Source organism: Ahrensia kielensis DSM 5890 (assembly GCF_000374465.1).
In the GTDB taxonomy this organism is placed as follows: Bacteria; Pseudomonadota; Alphaproteobacteria; order Rhizobiales; family Rhizobiaceae; genus Ahrensia; species Ahrensia kielensis.
Genome location: NZ_KB894530.1, coordinates 389,215 through 406,871 on the forward strand (window position 1 = coordinate 389,215; position 17,657 = coordinate 406,871).

Genomic DNA, 17,657 nt, shown 5'->3' on the forward strand with positions numbered 1-17,657 from the left:
CTATGGCTTTTGTGTAACTTTTAAATGACAGTTACACAAAATCACAACATCATTTCAAGCGTTGAAGTACGGCAAAAAAGAAGCCGTCTGTGCCCGTTGTTCGCGGTGTTAAGGTTACACAATTAAAATCCGTGGTCCACGGCTTTGGTGCATCCGTACCAAACAACTCCTCCCAAACTTCGCCTGCGCCTAACAAATCGAAATCGTCATGCCGGTCACCAAAAGCGTAGATTTGATCCTCATTCTCGTCCTGAAAAATGGAACAAGTAATGTAACATAGGTAGCCGCCCGGCTTTACGAAGTTGCGCGCTGTATCGAGAATAGCTGCCTGCTCCAGCTTACGGCTTTCCAGCTGATCTTCCGTCAACTTCCATTTAGCATCAGGGTGGCGGCGCCATGTGCCTGAGCCTGTACAAGGTGCATCAACAACCACGCGGTCAAAGCTACCATGTAAATGATCTATCTCTGCATCAGCGGCATGAACCTGCACATTGCGTGTCCCTGCCCGTTTTAAACGATCAAATATCGGTGCCAAACGCTGCTTGTCAGCATCATAAGCATGTACCTGACCTTTATTGTCCATCGTAGCGGCCAGCGCCAAAGTTTTGCCGCCAGCACCTGCGCAATAATCGAAAACTTGCTCGCCGCCTTGTGCAAAAACAAGGTCAGCAACGATTTGGCTTCCCTCGTCTTGAACTTCAAACCAGCCTTTTTGAAATGCTGGTTCTGCAGTCACATTCGGCATGCGGCTTGCGCCACCTTTGGCTGAAATGCGCATACCTTGGCGCGCAATTTTAGAAGGCTTTGCACCTTGTTTTGAAAGTTGCTTCAAAACTTTTTCGCGCTCTGCTTTAAGAGTGTTGACGCGCATATCAAGTGGCGGGCGTTCTGCAAGCGCTTTTGCTTCTTCTACCCATTCATCACCGAATGCTTCTTCAAGGTGATCGCTTACCCATGCAGGCACATCCGCCTCAACCTCAGATGGCATGAAAGCCAAATCTTTTTGCGATGCAGCTTCAATGCGTGCAACAGGAATTTCCGGCGCAAACTTATCATCGGCCAGCGCTTCTTGAATCTGAGCAAGGCTCATACCCCATTGACGTAGCAAAGTGCCAAAGATCAGCGCTTCGGCATCTTCCCCGCCAAACATATAGCCAGTCGATGCGCGTTTACGCAGGGCATCATAGACCAAATTGCCAATGGCATTACGGTCCCCAGAGCCAGCAAACCGATGGTTGTTGCCCCAATCTTTAAGGGCCACGGATACGGGCCGATTACGGCTCTCCATATCTTGTAAAACTTCTATCGCTGCTTGAATTCGTCCGCCTAGGCGCATGTCGGTGATCCCGTCTTTAAGTTGTTTGCCGTCAGTAAGCCTATCGGCTGAAAAGCGCAAGGAATATGCGATTCTAATAAGGCGCAAATGCTGGCATGTAAATTTGGCAAGAGTAATTGCACACGGTGGGAGTGGCTGACGCGGTAATCAACGCAAAACGCAAGAAGGCATTAGCACAAAGAACGGCAGCCGAATGACGGCAAAGCGGACAAAGCCGCCATTTAGGATTGCTTCGGCAACGTCTGCTTTCGGTCGGGCGTCTTCAATTTCCGACCATATTTCGTAGCGATGTTGCTGCATTTTGGGGATCTTTGGTTAACGCTCTCGTGTTTCCCACCATGAGTGCATTTCCTTGAATGCGGGCATTAGTCCGACGCCGTCTTCGGTGGCGCTATATTCTACTTTTGGCGGCACCTCGGCATAGACTTTTCTTTTAACAAGACCATCGCGCTCAAGATCCCGTAGTTGCTTTGTAAGCATCGTCTGTGTGATTTCAGGAATCGCTTTCCGAAGCTCTCCAAACCTCTTTGTCCCATCAAAGATGAGTATCTGCAGTATCGACAGCTTCCATTTTCCACCGATCATCGCGAAGACAAGTGGTGCGGGACAAAGGTTCGAACTGGATTTTTCGTGCAATTGAAGCTCCATTAGTATCTTTTTGATACTTAAGTATCAAAATACTGCCTACTATTCAAACCGAGTGTGATGAGTAATTCTAGATTAAACCAGAAAAATGGAGCTTAGCATGGTCGAACCGTCAAAAAACTATGAAGAAATCATTCAAGTATCTGCACCTCAAGAAGCCTGTTTTCAAGCTGTTGCGACACAGATGGGCAAGTGGTGGACCCGATCTGTCGAAGGTGGCCTAGGCGGCGTTGGTGACAAAGTGACTGCGCGCTTCCCGCCCGATTACGGGTATTGGACTTTTGAGGCCACGTCTTTCGAAAGACCTGGACGAATCGAGATGATTTGCACAGATGCGCATCATAAAATCGAAGGCCAACCAGAAGAGATCGATCAAGAATGGCTAGGAACAAAGATCATTTGGGAATTCAAAGCGGTTGGAGACAAGACCGAGATTAAGATGACACATGATGGATTGACGCCGACACTGAACTGTTGGGGGATTTGCCTTGATGGCTGGAACCACTTCTTCAAAAACAGCCTGAAATCGTTCTTGTGTGGCGAAGAACCAAGCCCACATATCTTAACTTAGCAGACACTCATCCCACGTGCAGCATCGGTGAGTCTGGGCTCAAAGCGGTCATTCGCTGCACCGAGCGCTAACGTCCGCTCTGAGCCGAACTAACCAATTCTTTGCAACGCAGGAAAGTCGTGATTGGCTCCTTCTGGTCATTTGCCGCGCGGCAAACCGCTGAGGAAAGTTTAACCCGCCCCCTGTCGGGCATTGCAACCCGACCAGCCAACCTGTCAGGGGCTGTTCATTGAGCGATTGACACCCTCAATGTGTCGCATTTCTATCGGGCTAAAGGTGCCGCGCTTCTAACCAGCGTTGACACGTTATGTTGACCTCTTACGGTATTTTATCCAACAACTTCAAATCCGCTGCACACTGTTTTAATGAACAACAAATCCGGCATCGCAGCTGCTATAGAGAAAAACAGAATTGCGCTTTTGCGCATGGTGTTTTGCTGGCTGAACGCAGCTATGTTAGTCAATGCGTGCAGAGATAGATTATTGCCGCCGCGGTTAGCCCGCTTGGTTGAAGACCTCATATCTAAAGCCGAAAAAGCCACGGCCTATTTAATAATCGCGGCTTTTTGTAATGCGCAATTCTCAAAATGCACCGCGTTTGCATTTGAAAAAGAGACTATGAAACGGGTCACTTTTCATAGTGCAATCCCGCGAAGCGGGCACACCATCGCGGGCATCATCATGCGGTTAAGAGCGCTTCAAAAGCTGCTGCACAACCTTCATATGATTGCACGTTGTTTAGGCAGGTACGTTGCTGCGCATGCGCGTGTTATAGCGATGAAAACCAATGTGATGCAGATCGCGCATAACCAATCACTGACACTGACTGCCAATCATGATGTGTTTGAAGACGCCATACCGCCATAGATCAAAATACAGCGCTAAACATTGTTAAATCGCCTCACGACCCGAGCGCGATAACAATAAAGTGTGTTTCGCCGACATGATCCAAACACCGTCACATTCGTATGTATGTATGATGCTTTAAATCAGGAGATTGCCATGAGAATTCACACCGCCTTGCTTTCCGCAATAGCACTTGGTTTTACGGCCTTTTCTGCTCAAGCCTTTGAGATTACAGGCACGAATGGCACTGCAATTGAAGCGACAGAGATTGCCATTTTCAACGAACCATGGGCGATGGTCATGGGCCAAAGCGGCATCGCGCTAATCACTGAAAAATCAGGCCAATTATTTCACCTATCAAAAGATGGTGTAAAAACGGAAATTAAGGGCGTTCCAGAAGTCTTTTATGGCGGACAAGGCGGGTTGGGCGATGTCATCTTTGCTGGTGATGCCGAAGATGAAGTTTACCTCTCCTATGTTGAACAAGATGCCGACAATGTTGGGGCCGTGGTTGTTAAAGCCAAGCTGGAGAGCGCCGAAAACGGCAAACTTCAACTGGCAGATATTGCGCGCATTTGGGAGCAAGACAAACAAGGCCGTCAAGGCCATTACTCCCATAAGCTGGCCATCGGCCCTGATAGCAAGCTCTACATCACGTCCGGTGACAGACAGATGCAAAAACCAGCACAAGATATGAGTGTGAACCTTGGTAAGGTCATAAGGCTTAATCTTGATGGTTCGGTGCCGGAAGATAATCCATTTCAAAGCGATGGCGAAATTGCCAAAACATTTTGGACAATGGGTCATCGCAACTTACTCGGCATTGCTTTTGGCGCAGATGGAAAATTGTGGACGCATGAAATGGGCCCGCGTCACGGCGATGAATTAAACCTGATTGAAAAAGGCGAAAACTACGGATGGCCGCTTGTCTCAAATGGTGACAATTATTCAGGCATTCCAATTCCAGACCATGAGAGCGATCCAAAATTCAATGCACCGGAAGCATTTTGGGTGCCAACGATCGCACCATCAGGCCTCGTCATTTATAATGGAGATCAATTTGCTGACTGGAGTGGCGATGCTCTGATTGGCGGCCTTGCTAGTCAGGCGCTTATCCATGTTGATATCAACGGCACATCAGCAACAGAAAATGAGCGCTTTGAATGGGGCAGCCGCGTGCGCGAAGTCGAGCAAGGCACAAATGGCGAAGTTTATGTGCTTGAAGACGGCCCCGAAGGGCGCTTGCTTAAGCTAGAACCAAACGGATAGCGAACCAGATGCAGTAAAGAGTGCACACAGACAATGACGCAAGAAATATTTGGAAACGCCATTTCAGCTTGTTGGCCGTGATGTAGACAAAGCTGTGCACCGTTTTAAGGGTGACAAATATCCACGCCAAGGCCAGCGCTACCATATCCACCAAGCCTGCAGAGTGAAACGCCAGTGTTATTGCAAAAAAGAGCACTGGCAATTCAAACTGGTTGGAAACCGCATTGCCAAACTTTGCAATTTCTGGCGGCTCATTTTGCTTAGGCAATTTGTAGTCATGCGCTTTTGCCTGACCACTTTTTATTGAACCAATCCTTGCCCGCCCCATTGGCAAATACAAATAGAGCGAGACTAAAGCCTGAATAATAAGCGGCCAAAAGATGAGGTTCTGGTTCATGGTTTTTACCTAGCCTGCGTTTGGATAATTCGGGCTTTCACGTGTAATCGTTACGTCATGTGTATGGCTTTCACGAAGACCGGCATTGGTAATACGCACGAAGCGTGATTTTTCACGGAATGTTTCCAAATCAGGACATCCTGTGTAACCCATTGCAGCGCGCAAACCACCTGCTAATTGATGCAATACTGCGCCAACTGGGCCTTTATATGGCACCTGTCCTTCAATGCCTTCTGGTACGAGTTTTAATGTATCACGTACTTCGCCTTGGAAATAACGGTCCGCTGAACCACGCGCCATCGCACCGACAGAGCCCATGCCACGGTATGATTTAAATGAGCGGCCTTGGTATAGATATACTTCGCCCGGGCTTTCGTCTGTGCCTGCAAGCATTGAACCAACCATCACGGCATGTGCACCAGCAGCGAGTGCTTTTGCCATATCGCCAGAAAGCTTTATGCCGCCATCGGCGATTACAGGAATACCAGCTTTTGATGCCTCTTCTGCCGCTGACATAATCGCGCTTAGCTGAGGAACACCGACACCCGCAACAACGCGCGTTGTGCAGATAGAGCCAGGCCCAATGCCGACTTTAATCGCATCTGCGCCAGCATCTACCAGCGCCTTTGCACCATCTGCCGTTGCAATATTACCTGCCATAATGCGCACTGCATTGGACATTTTTTTAACTTGCGTCACTGCATCCAATACGCGCTGTGAATGGCCGTGCGCAGTATCGACAACGATCAAATCAACACCTGCAGCAATCAGTCTTTCAGCACGCTCAATGGCGTCATCCCCAACTGAAACCGCAGCACCGACACGCAACCGCCCCTGCCCGTCTTTGGCAGCATTTGGGTTGAGCTGAGATTTCTCAATGTCTTTAACTGTGATTAGTCCAACGCAATAACCGCGATTATCTGTGACCAGCAATTTTTCAATGCGGTGGTGATGAAGCAAGCGTTTTGCTTCATCTTGACTGACATTTTCGCTCACCGTGATGAGATTTTCATGCGTCATCAGTTCGGAAATTTTTTGATCTGGATTAGATGCAAAACGCACATCGCGGTTGGTCAAAATGCCGACCAGTTTACCAGGTTTCTGACTTCCAGCTCCTGAGCTTTCAACGACAGGAATACCTGAAATATTATAGCGCTTCATCAAACCAAGCGCATCGGCCAATGTTGCATCCGGTCCAATCGTCACCGGATTAACAACCATGCCGCTTTCGAATTTTTTGACCTGGTAAACTTCTTCAGCCTGCGCTGCAGGATCAAGGTTTCGGTGCACAATACCAATACCGCCCGCTTGCGCCATAGCAATTGCGAGCTTGCTCTCTGTAACCGTGTCCATCGCCGCTGACATAATTGGTAATGACAATTCAATACCATCAGCAATTGTCGTCGATATATTGGTTTGACCTGGCATCACTTCAGAGTGTGCAGGTTGCAACAAAACATCATCGAAGGTTAGCGCTTGCTCACCTGTGGGCGTCATAAGAATTTTGGACATGGGTGTCATCCGTCTTTGGGGCAAACTTGCGATTGCCGATTGATGCGTTGACACTGGCTGCTACCACGGCTTTACAATTTATAAAAGACCCTTGTGTCGCTTTAACAAAAGTTTGCCCTCTAATTTTAAGAGAGCAAACCAATTGTGAGCTCTTAGTTGTACCAACCACCCATTTTGGTTTCGATTTCACCTTCAAGCAGTTCTGCGAATTCTGCAGGATCTTGAGTGCCATTGTCACGGCCGCGATAATGATATGGATAAACATATGTCGGTTTGAATTCAGAAACAGCAGAGGCTGCTGCTTTCACATCCATTGTGAATGGCAGGTTCATACACACAAATGCTAGGTCAATATTTTCTAGCGCGCGCATTTCTGGCGTGTCTTCGGTGTCGCCGGAAATATAGATCGTAAAACCATCAAATCTGAGTACATAACCATTGTCGCGGCCCTTTGGGTGAAATTGAAGCCGCTCTTCAGTCGTATTATAGGCTGGTATCGCTGAAATTTTGAGACCGTTAAACTCTGTATCCTCGCCATTTGCGATAGCAGATGCTTTTGATTTCAAATCATCAGGCAACATATCCAACACAGCGGGATTGGTGATCAGTTTCGTTTTGTCGGTCGCCAACGCGCTAAGTGTTTCAGCATTATAATGATCGCCATGTTCATGGGTAATCAAAATCAAATCTGGCGATGGAAAATCAGCATAGGCTGAAGCGTCATCAACCGCATCGACATAGATCGTGCCAACTGGCGTTTCCATAACGAAAGATGCGTGCGCAACGGGATGGACGATAATATCGCCGGCGTTCGAGTTAAACACATCGCTTGCATGGCCAGCGGCACGGGCAGCATAGGGCAAAAATGTCACCGCCGCTGTCATTGCAGCGCTACGGTGAATGAACTGACGTCTTGAAATGGACATGAAGAGCTCCCTTTGGTGTTGATCTTGATGATATGGCGCAGCTCTTTGAAAAGACAACGCGACCCAGTTCAACTCTTCGAGAGCTTATCGCTTTATATTTTAAGACTCTTGCGGTTTCGCCTTAAAATCTTTTGCCAATAGATAGAGCTCAACACTTTCAGACCGGCTCGATGGCGGCTTAATATGGGCAACGGTTTTGAAGTTGGCTTTCAGCAAATCAAGCAGCGCTTTCTCGGTGCCGCCCTGAAAGGTTTTTGCCAAGAAATGCCCACCCGGCTTTAACACTTTGATTGCAAAGTCTGCGGCAACTTCAACAAGATACATTGTGCGCATATGGTCGGTATTTCTGTGCCCAACTGTTGGCGCTGCCATGTCAGACAATACGATATCAGGTGCAGCGCCGAGCGCTTCTATCAGCGCGTCCGGTGCATCATCATCCAAAAAGTCTTTTTGAAAAACGTGGACACCTGGCATTTGGTCCATTTCAAGAAAATCGATAGCAACAATAGATTTATTCTCATCTGACGAGCCACATCTATTAACCGCCACTTGGCACCAACCACCCGGAGCAGCACCCAGATCGATAATCTTAGAGCCTTTTTTCAAAATCTTATGTTTGTCGTCAATCTCAATCAGCTTATAGGCCGCACGAGAGCGCATGCCTTCTGCTTTGGCGCGTTGAACATAAGGGTCATTCAGCTGGCGCTCAATCCAACGACGTGACGAAGGTTTAAGCTTCTGCCCTCTTTTGACATGAGCATTGATAGACCGACCGCTAATTGACGCCGCACGGCGCTCGCTTCCAGACTTCTTTTTCATCGGTTTGGCCCCTGCCTATTCTTTGATTTCCAATTGCGGTTATAACCCCGATTGCGTCTGCGCCAAGCGCCATCTGATGCCATCATCTCGGTCAATATACCTTCGCGTAACCCACGATCTGCAACGCGCAAGCGCTCTGAAGGCCAAGCTTTGCGAATTGCTTCTAAAATTGCACAGCCCGCCAAGACCAAATCTGCGCGGTCTGAACCTATACAAGCATTGGCCGAACGTTCCGCAAAAGTCCAATTGAGAAGTTTATGATTAATCGCATCCACCTGGTTCGATGACATCCACAATCCATCAACACGGCGGCGATCATAGCGCGGTAAATCAAGATGAATACCCGCCAAAGTGGTTACGGTTCCTGATGTGCCAATAAGGTGAAAATCGTCGTCAATAACACTTCTTGCGCCAAATGAGCTACTTGCCATGAGATCGGCATCGCCATGCTCATGGAGCAGGTTCAATGCATAGTCGACCATATCATCAAACTTGGCGTGGGTGACATTTTCACCGCCAAATTTTTCCGCCATCGTGACCACGCCAACGGGCAGCGATGTCCACGCACGGATATGATTGGCAAGGCGGCCACCACGGTGATTTTCAGCGTTGACCAGTGCTATCTCAGAAGAACCGCCACCAATATCAAACAGGATGATAGATTTTGCGCTTCGGTCAACCAGCGACGAACAACCCGATACGGCTAGGCGCGCTTCCGTTTCCCGATCGACGACTTCAAGCTTTAAGCCTGTTTCCTGTTCGACGCGCAAAAGAAAATCACCGCCATTGACCGCAGATCGGCAAGCCTCCGTTGCGATCAATCGCGCCTTTTGAATTGGCCGTGCATAAAGCTTGTCGCGGCAGACCTTTAAAGCTTCAATGGCTCTATCCATTGCCGCATCAGACAAGCGGCCCGTTGCGCCAAATCCCTCGCCCAAGCGTACAATGCGCGAGAATGCATCAATCACGCGAAAACTGCCCGGCTTGGTTGGAACAGCAATCAACAAGCGGCAATTATTTGTGCCCAGATCAAGTGCCGCATAAGCGTCATTTGAATGATGGACGATAGGACGCGCTGCGTTTGGATGTGCTTTACCATTATGAAGGTCAGCTGCCCCATTACCAAGCTTTGCACCACCAATGCTTGCTCCACTTTCAACGGCACCATTGGATGATTGCGAAGGTTGATGACCTACGTTAGCGCCACCACGTCTTCTGCGACGTTTGCGTCTCCGCTTCTTTGACTTTTGTCCGTCAGACACGTCACTGCCGGTATCTGGCAAACTAGGTGCAGGCCTCTCATTGTGAGAACGCACCTCTTTTGCCTGACCCGAGCCATCTGCAGAAGAGGCCACTTGGCTCTTACCTGCAACAGCTTCGGGACGCCGAGCTTGTCGATCAGCACTGAAATTTTCAGATACTGATCCCGATGACGAGGCTGACATATCGGGGATAGACCCCGATTTGCCAGTATTAGTCACGTTCATACCTCTCACGCGGTGCAGCCATAGGCGCAACACACGTTTAATGTTCAAGTTGATAAGAGGGTAACAGCCAAGGCGTGAATCGCCAATATGAAATTTACAAATAAGATATTTGCATTTCGATATTAAGATGACTATATCACGCGGCGTTGAGCATCTGATTACTCATGCTCTTGGGGAATAGGTTAACGGTAGACCCGCAGACTCTGACTCTGTTAGTCCTGGTTCGAATCCAGGTTCCCCAGCCAACAAATTAAAGCAACAAAATCAATCACATAGTGACTTTATAAAGATGCCTTTTGGGCGCCTGCATGTTACATTATGTTGCAACTGGCTCCCCTTGGTTTTCAAGGATTTTCAATCAGTCCCCGCAAATCCATGCGACATATACGCGACATAGAATAGATCGAAATTCAGTGTGTGCTAAGCCAAAGCTTGCCAGATCGAATTAAAGCATTACGTTTGGTCAAATTTTCGCATGAAGAGAAACAAACGTATGAGTGAATACTTCCACGTCGTTATTACCTTGAAGTCTGATAAAACTAGGGCAATTTGTTTATTTAGTGATCTATCGATAAGAGAATTAAAAAGTTGCTTCCTGCGTCCTTATGCAAAGAATTCGACAATAATTTCTGGAAATAAACTTTTTGCGTTTTCAGATATCCATTATATTTATATTGTGAAGACTGAAAACGACAAAGAAACTAGCTTGCATCAACTTCAAAACTCTAGCAATGAATCCATTGATCGGCTGAACAGCGAATCGAAGAGTGCCTATTTTCTTTTAATGGGTTACGGATATAAAGATGAAGACCTTATCTATACGGGTGAAGACGTCACTAAACAGTATATATCAGAGCCTCCAGGCAGTGGAACAGCACTTTCCAAACTGATGAACGTTTTGCAGAACCCGTAGATTGTTGCGCTGGAGGCCGGGCTGATACTGACAATAATAGCAGCGCTTTTCTGAGCATAGGCTTTCAGCTGGAGGATGAATGAACAAATACACGAAGGGCGCATCCGTAGTCACAGTTATTTATGTTGGAGCCATATACTGTTGATTTTCAGCAGATTTTGACCCATTTTTTCATTTGAACCTGTCCCACCTAAGCAGGTGCAACTAGCTACGGGTAAAAAGCTTTTCGCATTGAAGGTGGATCAGGACGTAACGGCAAACTGGATCAATCTCACCCGACAATCAACACCTAGTAGGCAGATGAGGGATTGTATTTGAAGCTCTAATGCCCATTTGCAACGAGGAAGCGGCGGGCAATGCGATCTGCTGCTTAATGCACAAAGGATTTAGAATATGAAAGCCGCTGTTTTTAATACATATACAGGCCCAGTCGAGATAATTGATGTGCCGGTCCCTGAACTTGCCGCGGACTCAGTTTTGATCGATGTACATGCCGCTAGTATAAACCCGATCGATAATATTTTACGTGAAGGTTACCTAAAGGATATGATCCCGCTGACGTTTCCCCATGTGATGAGCTACGATGTTAGCGGTGTTATCACTGCTGTTGGCACTGATGTAACGGGTTTCAAGACTGGCGATGCAGTCTTCGCGCGCGCCCACCAAGAAGATGCAGGTGCACTTGCCGAAGTTGCACGTGTCAAAGCCAGCGCACTAGCACTCAAACCTGCTAACCTTAGCCACTTAGAGGCTGCGTCAATTCCGCTGGCAGGTCTGACCGCTTGGCAGGCATTGATCGACAAGGCAGATCTCAAACATGGCCAGAAGGTGCTGATCCACGCAGGATCGGGCGGCGTTGGCACACTGGCTATTCAGATCGCTAAATACTTAGGAGCGCTTGTTGCGACAACTGTTAGCGCGCGCAATTCAAAATTGGTAAGCTCATTGGGTGCTGATGTCGTGATCGACTACAAGGAACAGGACTTTACCGAGGTCATCGCAGATTATGATGTAGTATTTGACATGTCTGGCGGCGAAGTCATGGAAAACTCATTCAAGGTGCTCAAAAAGGGCGGACATCTTGTGTCAATCAAGGGGCAAGATACGGATGATTTAGCAACCAAATATGGCGTGTCTTTTGATTGGTTCTTTATGGAGCCCAATGGCGACCAGCTAACTAAGCTGGCAGACATGACCACTAAGGGCACGCTGAAACCGGTTATTGACAGCACCTATGCGTTTACCGACGCAGCGAAGGCCTATGATAAATTGGCTGAGGGCCATGCCGTCGGTAAAATCGTCATCGATATGAAAGCTGCCTGACCGTTACTGTAACTTTTTTAGTCTAAATTCGGTGCTGGCGCTAAGCTGGCACCGATCTTCATCGACGACTTTATCCGAGAATATTAAAGCTAAAGAGTGCTTTATCACAGGCAGGCCGCATAACGTTGCGGCCGGCTTCGCGCAGCACAACTCCTGTGCTTCCCAATATTGGGTCTCTGGAATATCCTTCGTGGTTAAGGCTCAAGCGAAAAATGTTCCGCTTGAGAGAATTATTAGTTATATCAATAACTTATCTTTAATCCCGTTATGAGATCGAATTTCTCGCAACTCTTAAATTTTCGCGTGTCCATTCGATTTCACGATCATAAACTTCTTTTGGACTACCCTCATAAGGTAACCAATGCTCTACGATGAGGCTCATATCGGACAGTTGATCTTTTAAAGCATCAAACACAAAACCTATATCCGTACGGCCTTGCCCAAGCGGACGTCCAGAAATGGTAAATCCAGCACCATAAAAATCCGGAATTATATCGTAATCTTTTAAATGAAGATTGATCGTGAATGGAGCCAGAAGCTTGATCGTCTCTTCTGGCCACTCTTTTGCGCAAATCGAATTTGCAACATCGAGGCAGACCCCAAGGCAATCGTCATTGACCGCTTCAAGTAATGTCACCATCCGTTGGGATGGATAGTTAAAGTGGTTTTCAATAGCGATCTTGCAACCAATTTCCCGCGCAGTAGCAAGCAGTGGCCGAAATGCAGCCGCCAAATCCTCTATAGAAGTCGCGGCATCTTCACCGTCCAGCGCTATGCGTAAAATGGGAGCGTTAATCCGTTTGGCAATATCCAAATACACACGAACTTGTTCCGCATCAAAAGACTGTGTGCCCAGCTCCAAAATCACATTGTGTTGACGCGCCTTTTCAGCCAGCGCATCAATTTCTTCAATGGATAGTTTATCTAACGGCAGATTGTCCGCATATTGCACAACAGCGCAACCTTCAGAAATACCAAAATCTAAAACATCCATCGCTGTCATTGGTTTTTCGGGCACACGATCTTTGTGCCCGATTGACCAACGGAAGCAATAAGTTCCAAGTCCTATTTTCATAGTAACGCCTTGATCAAATCACGATAAGTGTTCTGAGGACGGCCACCTTTAATAAGTTGCTGGATCTTGTCCTTACCAATTTTATCAAGAAGAGAATCGAGATCTTCCATGATCTCAAATGTTGACGCAATTGCCTCAACATTATCACCCGAACGCGTGAATACATCATACGCAACCCAGCCATCATAGCCAATTTCACGCATGTAATGCAGAGTTTCTAGCGTTTCCCAAAGGTGCACGGATGCAGGAAGCATATCCCAATCGGCACCGCGATCATTGTCATTAAAGTGAATGTAGAAAAGGCGGCCAGCTTCATTCGCCACTGCAATTTCTGCACCAGGGCTTTCACCAGCAATTAGTGCATGGCCGACATCCATCGTTACGCCAACGTGCTTGGCGCCAACCCGGTCACAGAAATGCAGAGTGCGGCCCATAGACGGCAAGATAATATGGTTCTTAGATTCATACGCTTTGTACTCGATGCAAATTTTAATGTCATCGCGATGCGCTGCAGCTTGTTGAAAGCACTCAATCATCCAACGCCATTGTTTGATATGATCAACTTGGAATGCATAATCCCAGCCATCAATAAGCGGGCACACTGTGATCATTTCAGCACCAAGGTCTGCAGCCAAATCCATAGCTGTGATCAAATATTGTGTTGCTTCTTGGCGAATAGCGGCATCAGGATTTGTGAAGGAACCATCGCGGAATTTGTCTTCTGTCTTCACGTTTACATTGACTGCAGATACAGCCAAACCGCTTTCCTTCATTGCTTTGGCACCAGAACCGTCATGCCCCAAATCTTGCGGGTAAACCGGTTCAACACCATGAGTACGTGGAATTGATTTAGCGATAGACAGACGCTCTTCGAAAGTGCGGTCTACCTGAAATTGGTGGAAGCGATCACGATAACCACCAATTGTGCCGAGAAGTATTGAGTTTTTATAAGACATAATAATCCTTTAGATGTCAGAAATTATAAAATTGTTTGGGAATGAACAGGACAATTTCAGGGAACAGAGTGATGAGCGTCAGCACAACCAACTGAACCAAGAGAAACGGGAAAATTGCCTTGCAGATCTGAGTGATCGATATATCAGCGATCCCGCTTGCAATGTATAAAGAGAGCCCTACAGGCGGCGTGACGGTGCCAATCATCAAGTTCACAGTCATCATCACACCGAAGAAGACTGGATCGATACCGAATGACGTAACCACTGGTAACAGCACCGGTGTGAAAACGATAATTGCTGAACCACCATCTAAAAAGCAGCCTGCTATAAGCAACAGAATGTTAATAACGAGCAATAAAATGAGAACATTGGTAATGTGATCTGAAAACCAATCAGACAAAAGAAGTGGAAGTTGCTCAATTGTCAGCACGTACCCTACGAGGTTCGCTACACCGACAATTACCATTACCACTGCCGTGTTAAGCCCTGCAGAATAAAACAGTTCAGGCAATTGGCTAAAGCTCAATTCACGGTACCAGAAGAGGCCAACGAGCAGTGCATATACTGTTGCCACCACAGCAGCTTCTGTAGCTGTGAAAACACCGCCTAAGATACCACCAACGATGATGATAGGCATCACAAGTGCGCCAGCAGCAGCAATAAAAGACTTCCATAAACCAGCGTAAGTAAATGGTTCAGCTTCTATGTCCCAGTTGCTTCTTTTTGCTTTTGTATAAATCAACACCATCAAGCCGATTGTCATCATAAGGCCAGGAATAATCCCCCCCATGAAGAGCGCGCCAATCGACACGCCGGACACGACACCATACAGCACCAAAGGAATGGATGGCGGAATGATCGGCCCAATCACACCTGATGCGGCTACGACTGCGGCAGAAAATGATGCGTCGTATCCACGGCGCTTCATCATAGGGATCATCGTTGAGCCAATGGCCGTTGTATCGGCAACTGCAGAACCTGATATCCCTGCAAATATCGTTGATGCGATCACAGCAACATGACCAAGCCCGCCGGAAATCCAGCCCACAAGGTAGGATGAAAAATTGACAAGCCGCCGCGAAATACCGCCATGTTCCATCAACGCTCCAGCCGCCATAAAGAAAGGGATAGCCAGCATTGGAAAGCTGTCTAAGCCTGCATAGACGCGCTGCATAACCAATTGTGGAGACAACAAATCGATAGATGCAAGAACCACCATGGCTGCAGCACCAAGACTGAATATAATTGGTGTTCCGAGAAGTAAAAGAACAAAAAAGACGCCAAAAAGTAGAACTAAAGAGCTCATGATTCATCACCTATAATGGCTTGGCGGGTATGCTTAATCATGACAACGAATAGCCAGATCATCATGAGCGTTACGGAAATGAGAATAATTCCAAAAACGACGCCCATAGGAAATTGTAAGCTAGGCGTGCGCTGATCCCATTCTCTTATTAGAGTAGCGTATCCGCCTCGCATCAAATAGTAGCTACAAATCAAGCCAACCAAGGAGGCAAGAACCGCAGCAACATGCTGCAGCCGCCCCTGAAGCATCTCCGTAAATATTGTTACAGTTAGATGCTGTTCGCGGCGCGCTAAAATAGCAGCTCCTAAAAAGACAATGCAGATAAACAGTAATCTTGCGACTTCCTCAGACCAGCCCAATGAGAATGAAAATATATAGCGGGATGTGATCTGTAGAAAAACGACCAACACCATTCCCGCCATTCCTAGAATGATAGACCATTTCATACAGGAGATGATCGCTTCTTCGACGCGCACGAGCGCGCCGAAGAATTTGTTCTTATTTAAAGAAACCATTGCCGTTAGCCATCATCGCGAACGGCATCAATAAGTTCCATCCAGCGCTTTGCGCCATCACCAAACTCTTTGATTGCATCTTCCCGCAATGGTGCAACTTTAGCAGCAAAAGCATCGCGGTCAGGCCGTGTAACTTTCATACCTTCTTTTTCTAATTCAGAAAGCAGAGAGGCATCGTCGGCAGCAACTTTTGCACGCTGCACCACAGCAGCATCAAGAACGGCTTGGCGAATAATATCTTGATATTCAGGTTTCACCTTCTCCCATAGGTCCTCAGAATAAAGAACCATGTGCGTTAGGTGAAGATGACCTGTCAAAGCCAGATGTTCATTTACTTCCGAAAATTTGGCATTGTAGATATTGGAAAGTGGGTTTTCTTGTCCATCAACAACACCCTGCTCCATTGCCGTATATAATTCGTTGAACGCCATTGGCGTCGCATTGGCGCCCATCATTTCTAGGGTACGCAAATGATAGGTGGATTTAGGTGTTCGAATTTTAAGACCTTGAAGATCGTCAGGACCATTAATGGCAGTCTTTGAATTTGTTAGGTGGCGCATACCAGCTTCAAAATAGCCGAGCAACTCAACGCCATGTTCTCCAACCTTGGCCGCAACCTCTTCTCCAAGTTCTCCAGCAAACGCGCGGAATGAATGCTCGCGGTCCTTAAAAAGATAACCAATTTCAAGCGCACCCATTTCAGGCACCCAAGAGCCGAAAAATCCGGTCGTAACCCAAGTCATTTCCAACGTACCAGAGCGCAACTGCTCAACCATTTCGCGCTGGTTTCCCAGCTGGCTATCGGTAAAAACGCGCACTTCAATGTCACCGTTAGAACGCTCTTCAACAAGGCGCTTAATTTCTCGTGCACCAACATTTTCAGGGTGATCCCCCGGCGAAACAGTACCGATCTTCATGACCAATTCTGCAGCGAATGCTGGTCCTGCCATTGCAGTTGCTGCGAGTAACGCAACACTAAATATCTTGAGTTTCATATCGACTTCCTCCCGTTAAATTGAAATTTGGATACGAATTATTGGCTCATATCCCAGCGCTCATTTTGAGCGTCGTATTCGCGAGACCACTTGTATGGTGCTCAATAATGGCGAGCATTTCCTCTGTGGTCCTATCCCAGTGCTGGCGATATAATCTCTCCAACGCTTGAGAATCTCGATTGAGCAGAGCTTCGTACATCTGCCGGTGCTCTACTGTGGATTGCATAGGTAAATCGCGGATATGCAGCACGAAATAACGTGCCCGGTCCGTTAGCCCCCGCTGCGCATGATACATATCGGCCAAGCGCTTATTCCCGCATTTATCAACGACAGCAAAGTGACATCGCGTATCAGCAAGCACCCAAGCATCGCGATCTTTAGCTTGCATCGCGCGCTCCATCTCTTCGACGGCGCCTTTTATGATAGCCAAAACCTCATCACGGTTTTCACTCTTGGCGATCAGCAGAGCCGCCTCCAGTTCCAAAGCTTTGGTAACTTGGTGAATATCGCGAACATCTTCCAAGCGTAGCGGCATAACTCTCATGCCTTTACGTGGAACGATCTGAACAAGCTGTTCCAACTGCAAACGCAAAATTGCTTCGCGAACAGGCGTTCGGCTGAGATCGAACTTCTCACATAACTCGCGATCAGACCAAAGCGATTCAGAGACGAGAACATTCGTCAGCACTGCGCGGCGCAGAACGTTATAGGCCTTATCGGCAAGGGAACTTGTATTGGTGATATCTGTTTTCATGTTTTATGTAATA

General features: G+C 47.4%; 18 protein-coding genes and 1 tRNA gene. 6 read left to right on the forward strand and 13 right to left on the reverse strand.

From position 1 onward, the window contains the following. Positions 1 to 49: 49 nt before the first annotated feature. Positions 50 to 1,336 (reverse strand): RsmB/NOP family class I SAM-dependent RNA methyltransferase, encoded by a 1,287-nt coding sequence (locus C504_RS0111295; protein ID WP_026317417.1) that lies wholly within the window; start codon positions 1,334 to 1,336, stop codon positions 50 to 52. A 315-nt stretch (positions 1,337 to 1,651) separates the two neighbouring features. After that, positions 1,652 to 1,972 (reverse strand): winged helix-turn-helix transcriptional regulator, encoded by a 321-nt coding sequence (locus tag C504_RS0111305; RefSeq protein WP_026317418.1) that lies wholly within the window; start codon positions 1,970 to 1,972, stop codon positions 1,652 to 1,654. Between the two features lie 109 nt (positions 1,973 to 2,081). Between C504_RS0111305 and C504_RS18365 the strand changes: the two genes are divergently transcribed. The 3 genes from C504_RS18365 (at position 2,082) to C504_RS0111320 (ending at position 4,666) form a co-directional block, all read left to right on the forward strand. Next, positions 2,082 to 2,552: an SRPBCC family protein gene (locus tag C504_RS18365; RefSeq protein ID WP_018689456.1), complete on the forward strand. Its 471-nt coding sequence runs from the start codon at positions 2,082 to 2,084 to the stop codon at positions 2,550 to 2,552. Between the two features lie 365 nt (positions 2,553 to 2,917). Continuing rightward, on the forward strand, positions 2,918 to 3,418 hold the full coding sequence (locus tag C504_RS18860) for a hypothetical protein (protein ID WP_018689457.1): 501 nt from the start codon (positions 2,918 to 2,920) through the stop codon (positions 3,416 to 3,418). A gap of 135 nt (positions 3,419 to 3,553) precedes the next feature. Then, positions 3,554 to 4,666, forward strand: coding sequence for a PQQ-dependent sugar dehydrogenase (locus tag C504_RS0111320; protein WP_018689458.1), 1,113 nt, complete (start codon positions 3,554 to 3,556; stop codon positions 4,664 to 4,666). On the opposite strand, the gene C504_RS0111325 is transcribed toward C504_RS0111320, so the two are convergent. The 5 genes from C504_RS0111325 to C504_RS17745 form a co-directional block, all read right to left on the reverse strand. After that, positions 4,644 to 5,063 carry an MAPEG family protein gene (locus tag C504_RS0111325; protein WP_018689459.1) on the reverse strand — a complete coding sequence of 140 codons (420 nt, stop codon included), beginning with the start codon at positions 5,061 to 5,063 and terminating at the stop codon, positions 4,644 to 4,646. The two genes, C504_RS0111320 and C504_RS0111325, sit on opposite strands and share 23 nt — an antisense overlap. 9 nt (positions 5,064 to 5,072) lie before the next feature. Then, the gene (gene guaB / locus C504_RS0111330) at positions 5,073 to 6,575 is read right to left on the reverse strand and encodes an IMP dehydrogenase (RefSeq protein WP_018689460.1); all 1,503 of its coding nucleotides are present in this window, start codon (positions 6,573 to 6,575) and stop codon (positions 5,073 to 5,075) included. Between the two features lie 152 nt (positions 6,576 to 6,727). Continuing rightward, positions 6,728 to 7,501, reverse strand: a complete 774-nt coding sequence (locus C504_RS0111335) for an MBL fold metallo-hydrolase (protein ID WP_018689461.1) — start codon at positions 7,499 to 7,501, stop codon at positions 6,728 to 6,730. A gap of 99 nt (positions 7,502 to 7,600) precedes the next feature. Continuing rightward, positions 7,601 to 8,320, reverse strand: coding sequence for an RlmE family RNA methyltransferase (locus C504_RS0111340; RefSeq protein ID WP_018689462.1), 720 nt, complete (start codon positions 8,318 to 8,320; stop codon positions 7,601 to 7,603). Further along, the gene (locus C504_RS17745) at positions 8,317 to 9,807 is read right to left on the reverse strand and encodes a Ppx/GppA phosphatase family protein (protein WP_156815926.1); all 1,491 of its coding nucleotides are present in this window, start codon (positions 9,805 to 9,807) and stop codon (positions 8,317 to 8,319) included. Before C504_RS17745 ends, C504_RS0111340 begins: the two co-directional genes overlap by 4 nt. A 171-nt stretch (positions 9,808 to 9,978) precedes the next feature. Here C504_RS17745 and C504_RS0111350 point away from each other — a divergent pair. From C504_RS0111350 to C504_RS0111360, 3 genes are all read left to right on the forward strand, one after another. Beyond that, a tRNA-Gln gene (locus tag C504_RS0111350) sits at positions 9,979 to 10,052 on the forward strand. A 248-nt stretch (positions 10,053 to 10,300) separates the two neighbouring features. Next, entirely contained in the window at positions 10,301 to 10,720 is a 420-nt protein-coding gene (locus tag C504_RS0111355) for a hypothetical protein (protein ID WP_018689464.1), read from the forward strand. A gap of 393 nt (positions 10,721 to 11,113) precedes the next feature. After that, positions 11,114 to 12,043 (forward strand): NADP-dependent oxidoreductase, encoded by a 930-nt coding sequence (locus C504_RS0111360; protein WP_018689465.1) that lies wholly within the window; start codon positions 11,114 to 11,116, stop codon positions 12,041 to 12,043. A 265-nt stretch (positions 12,044 to 12,308) separates the two neighbouring features. Here C504_RS0111360 and C504_RS0111365 read toward each other — a convergent pair whose 3' ends face one another. Genes C504_RS0111365 through C504_RS0111390 form a run of 6 tightly spaced genes read right to left on the reverse strand, consistent with a single transcriptional unit; the run spans position 12,309 to position 17,644 of the window. Then, a complete protein-coding gene (locus tag C504_RS0111365; RefSeq protein ID WP_018689466.1) occupies positions 12,309 to 13,118 on the reverse strand; it encodes a sugar phosphate isomerase/epimerase family protein in 810 nt (269 codons plus the stop codon). Continuing rightward, on the reverse strand, positions 13,115 to 14,074 hold the full coding sequence (locus tag C504_RS0111370; protein ID WP_018689467.1) for a sugar phosphate isomerase/epimerase family protein: 960 nt from the start codon (positions 14,072 to 14,074) through the stop codon (positions 13,115 to 13,117). The genes C504_RS0111365 and C504_RS0111370 overlap by 4 nt, the downstream gene beginning before the upstream one ends. A 16-nt stretch (positions 14,075 to 14,090) precedes the next feature. Beyond that, positions 14,091 to 15,380, reverse strand: coding sequence for a TRAP transporter large permease (locus tag C504_RS0111375; RefSeq protein WP_018689468.1), 1,290 nt, complete (start codon positions 15,378 to 15,380; stop codon positions 14,091 to 14,093). Then, a complete protein-coding gene (locus C504_RS0111380; RefSeq protein ID WP_018689469.1) occupies positions 15,377 to 15,895 on the reverse strand; it encodes a TRAP transporter small permease in 519 nt (172 codons plus the stop codon). The genes C504_RS0111375 and C504_RS0111380 overlap by 4 nt, the downstream gene beginning before the upstream one ends. A gap of 5 nt (positions 15,896 to 15,900) precedes the next feature. After that, entirely contained in the window at positions 15,901 to 16,890 is a 990-nt protein-coding gene (locus C504_RS0111385) for a TRAP transporter substrate-binding protein (RefSeq protein WP_018689470.1), read from the reverse strand. A 46-nt stretch (positions 16,891 to 16,936) separates the two neighbouring features. Continuing rightward, positions 16,937 to 17,644 carry a GntR family transcriptional regulator gene (locus C504_RS0111390; RefSeq protein WP_018689471.1) on the reverse strand — a complete coding sequence of 236 codons (708 nt, stop codon included), beginning with the start codon at positions 17,642 to 17,644 and terminating at the stop codon, positions 16,937 to 16,939. Positions 17,645 to 17,657: the final 13 nt, after the last annotated feature.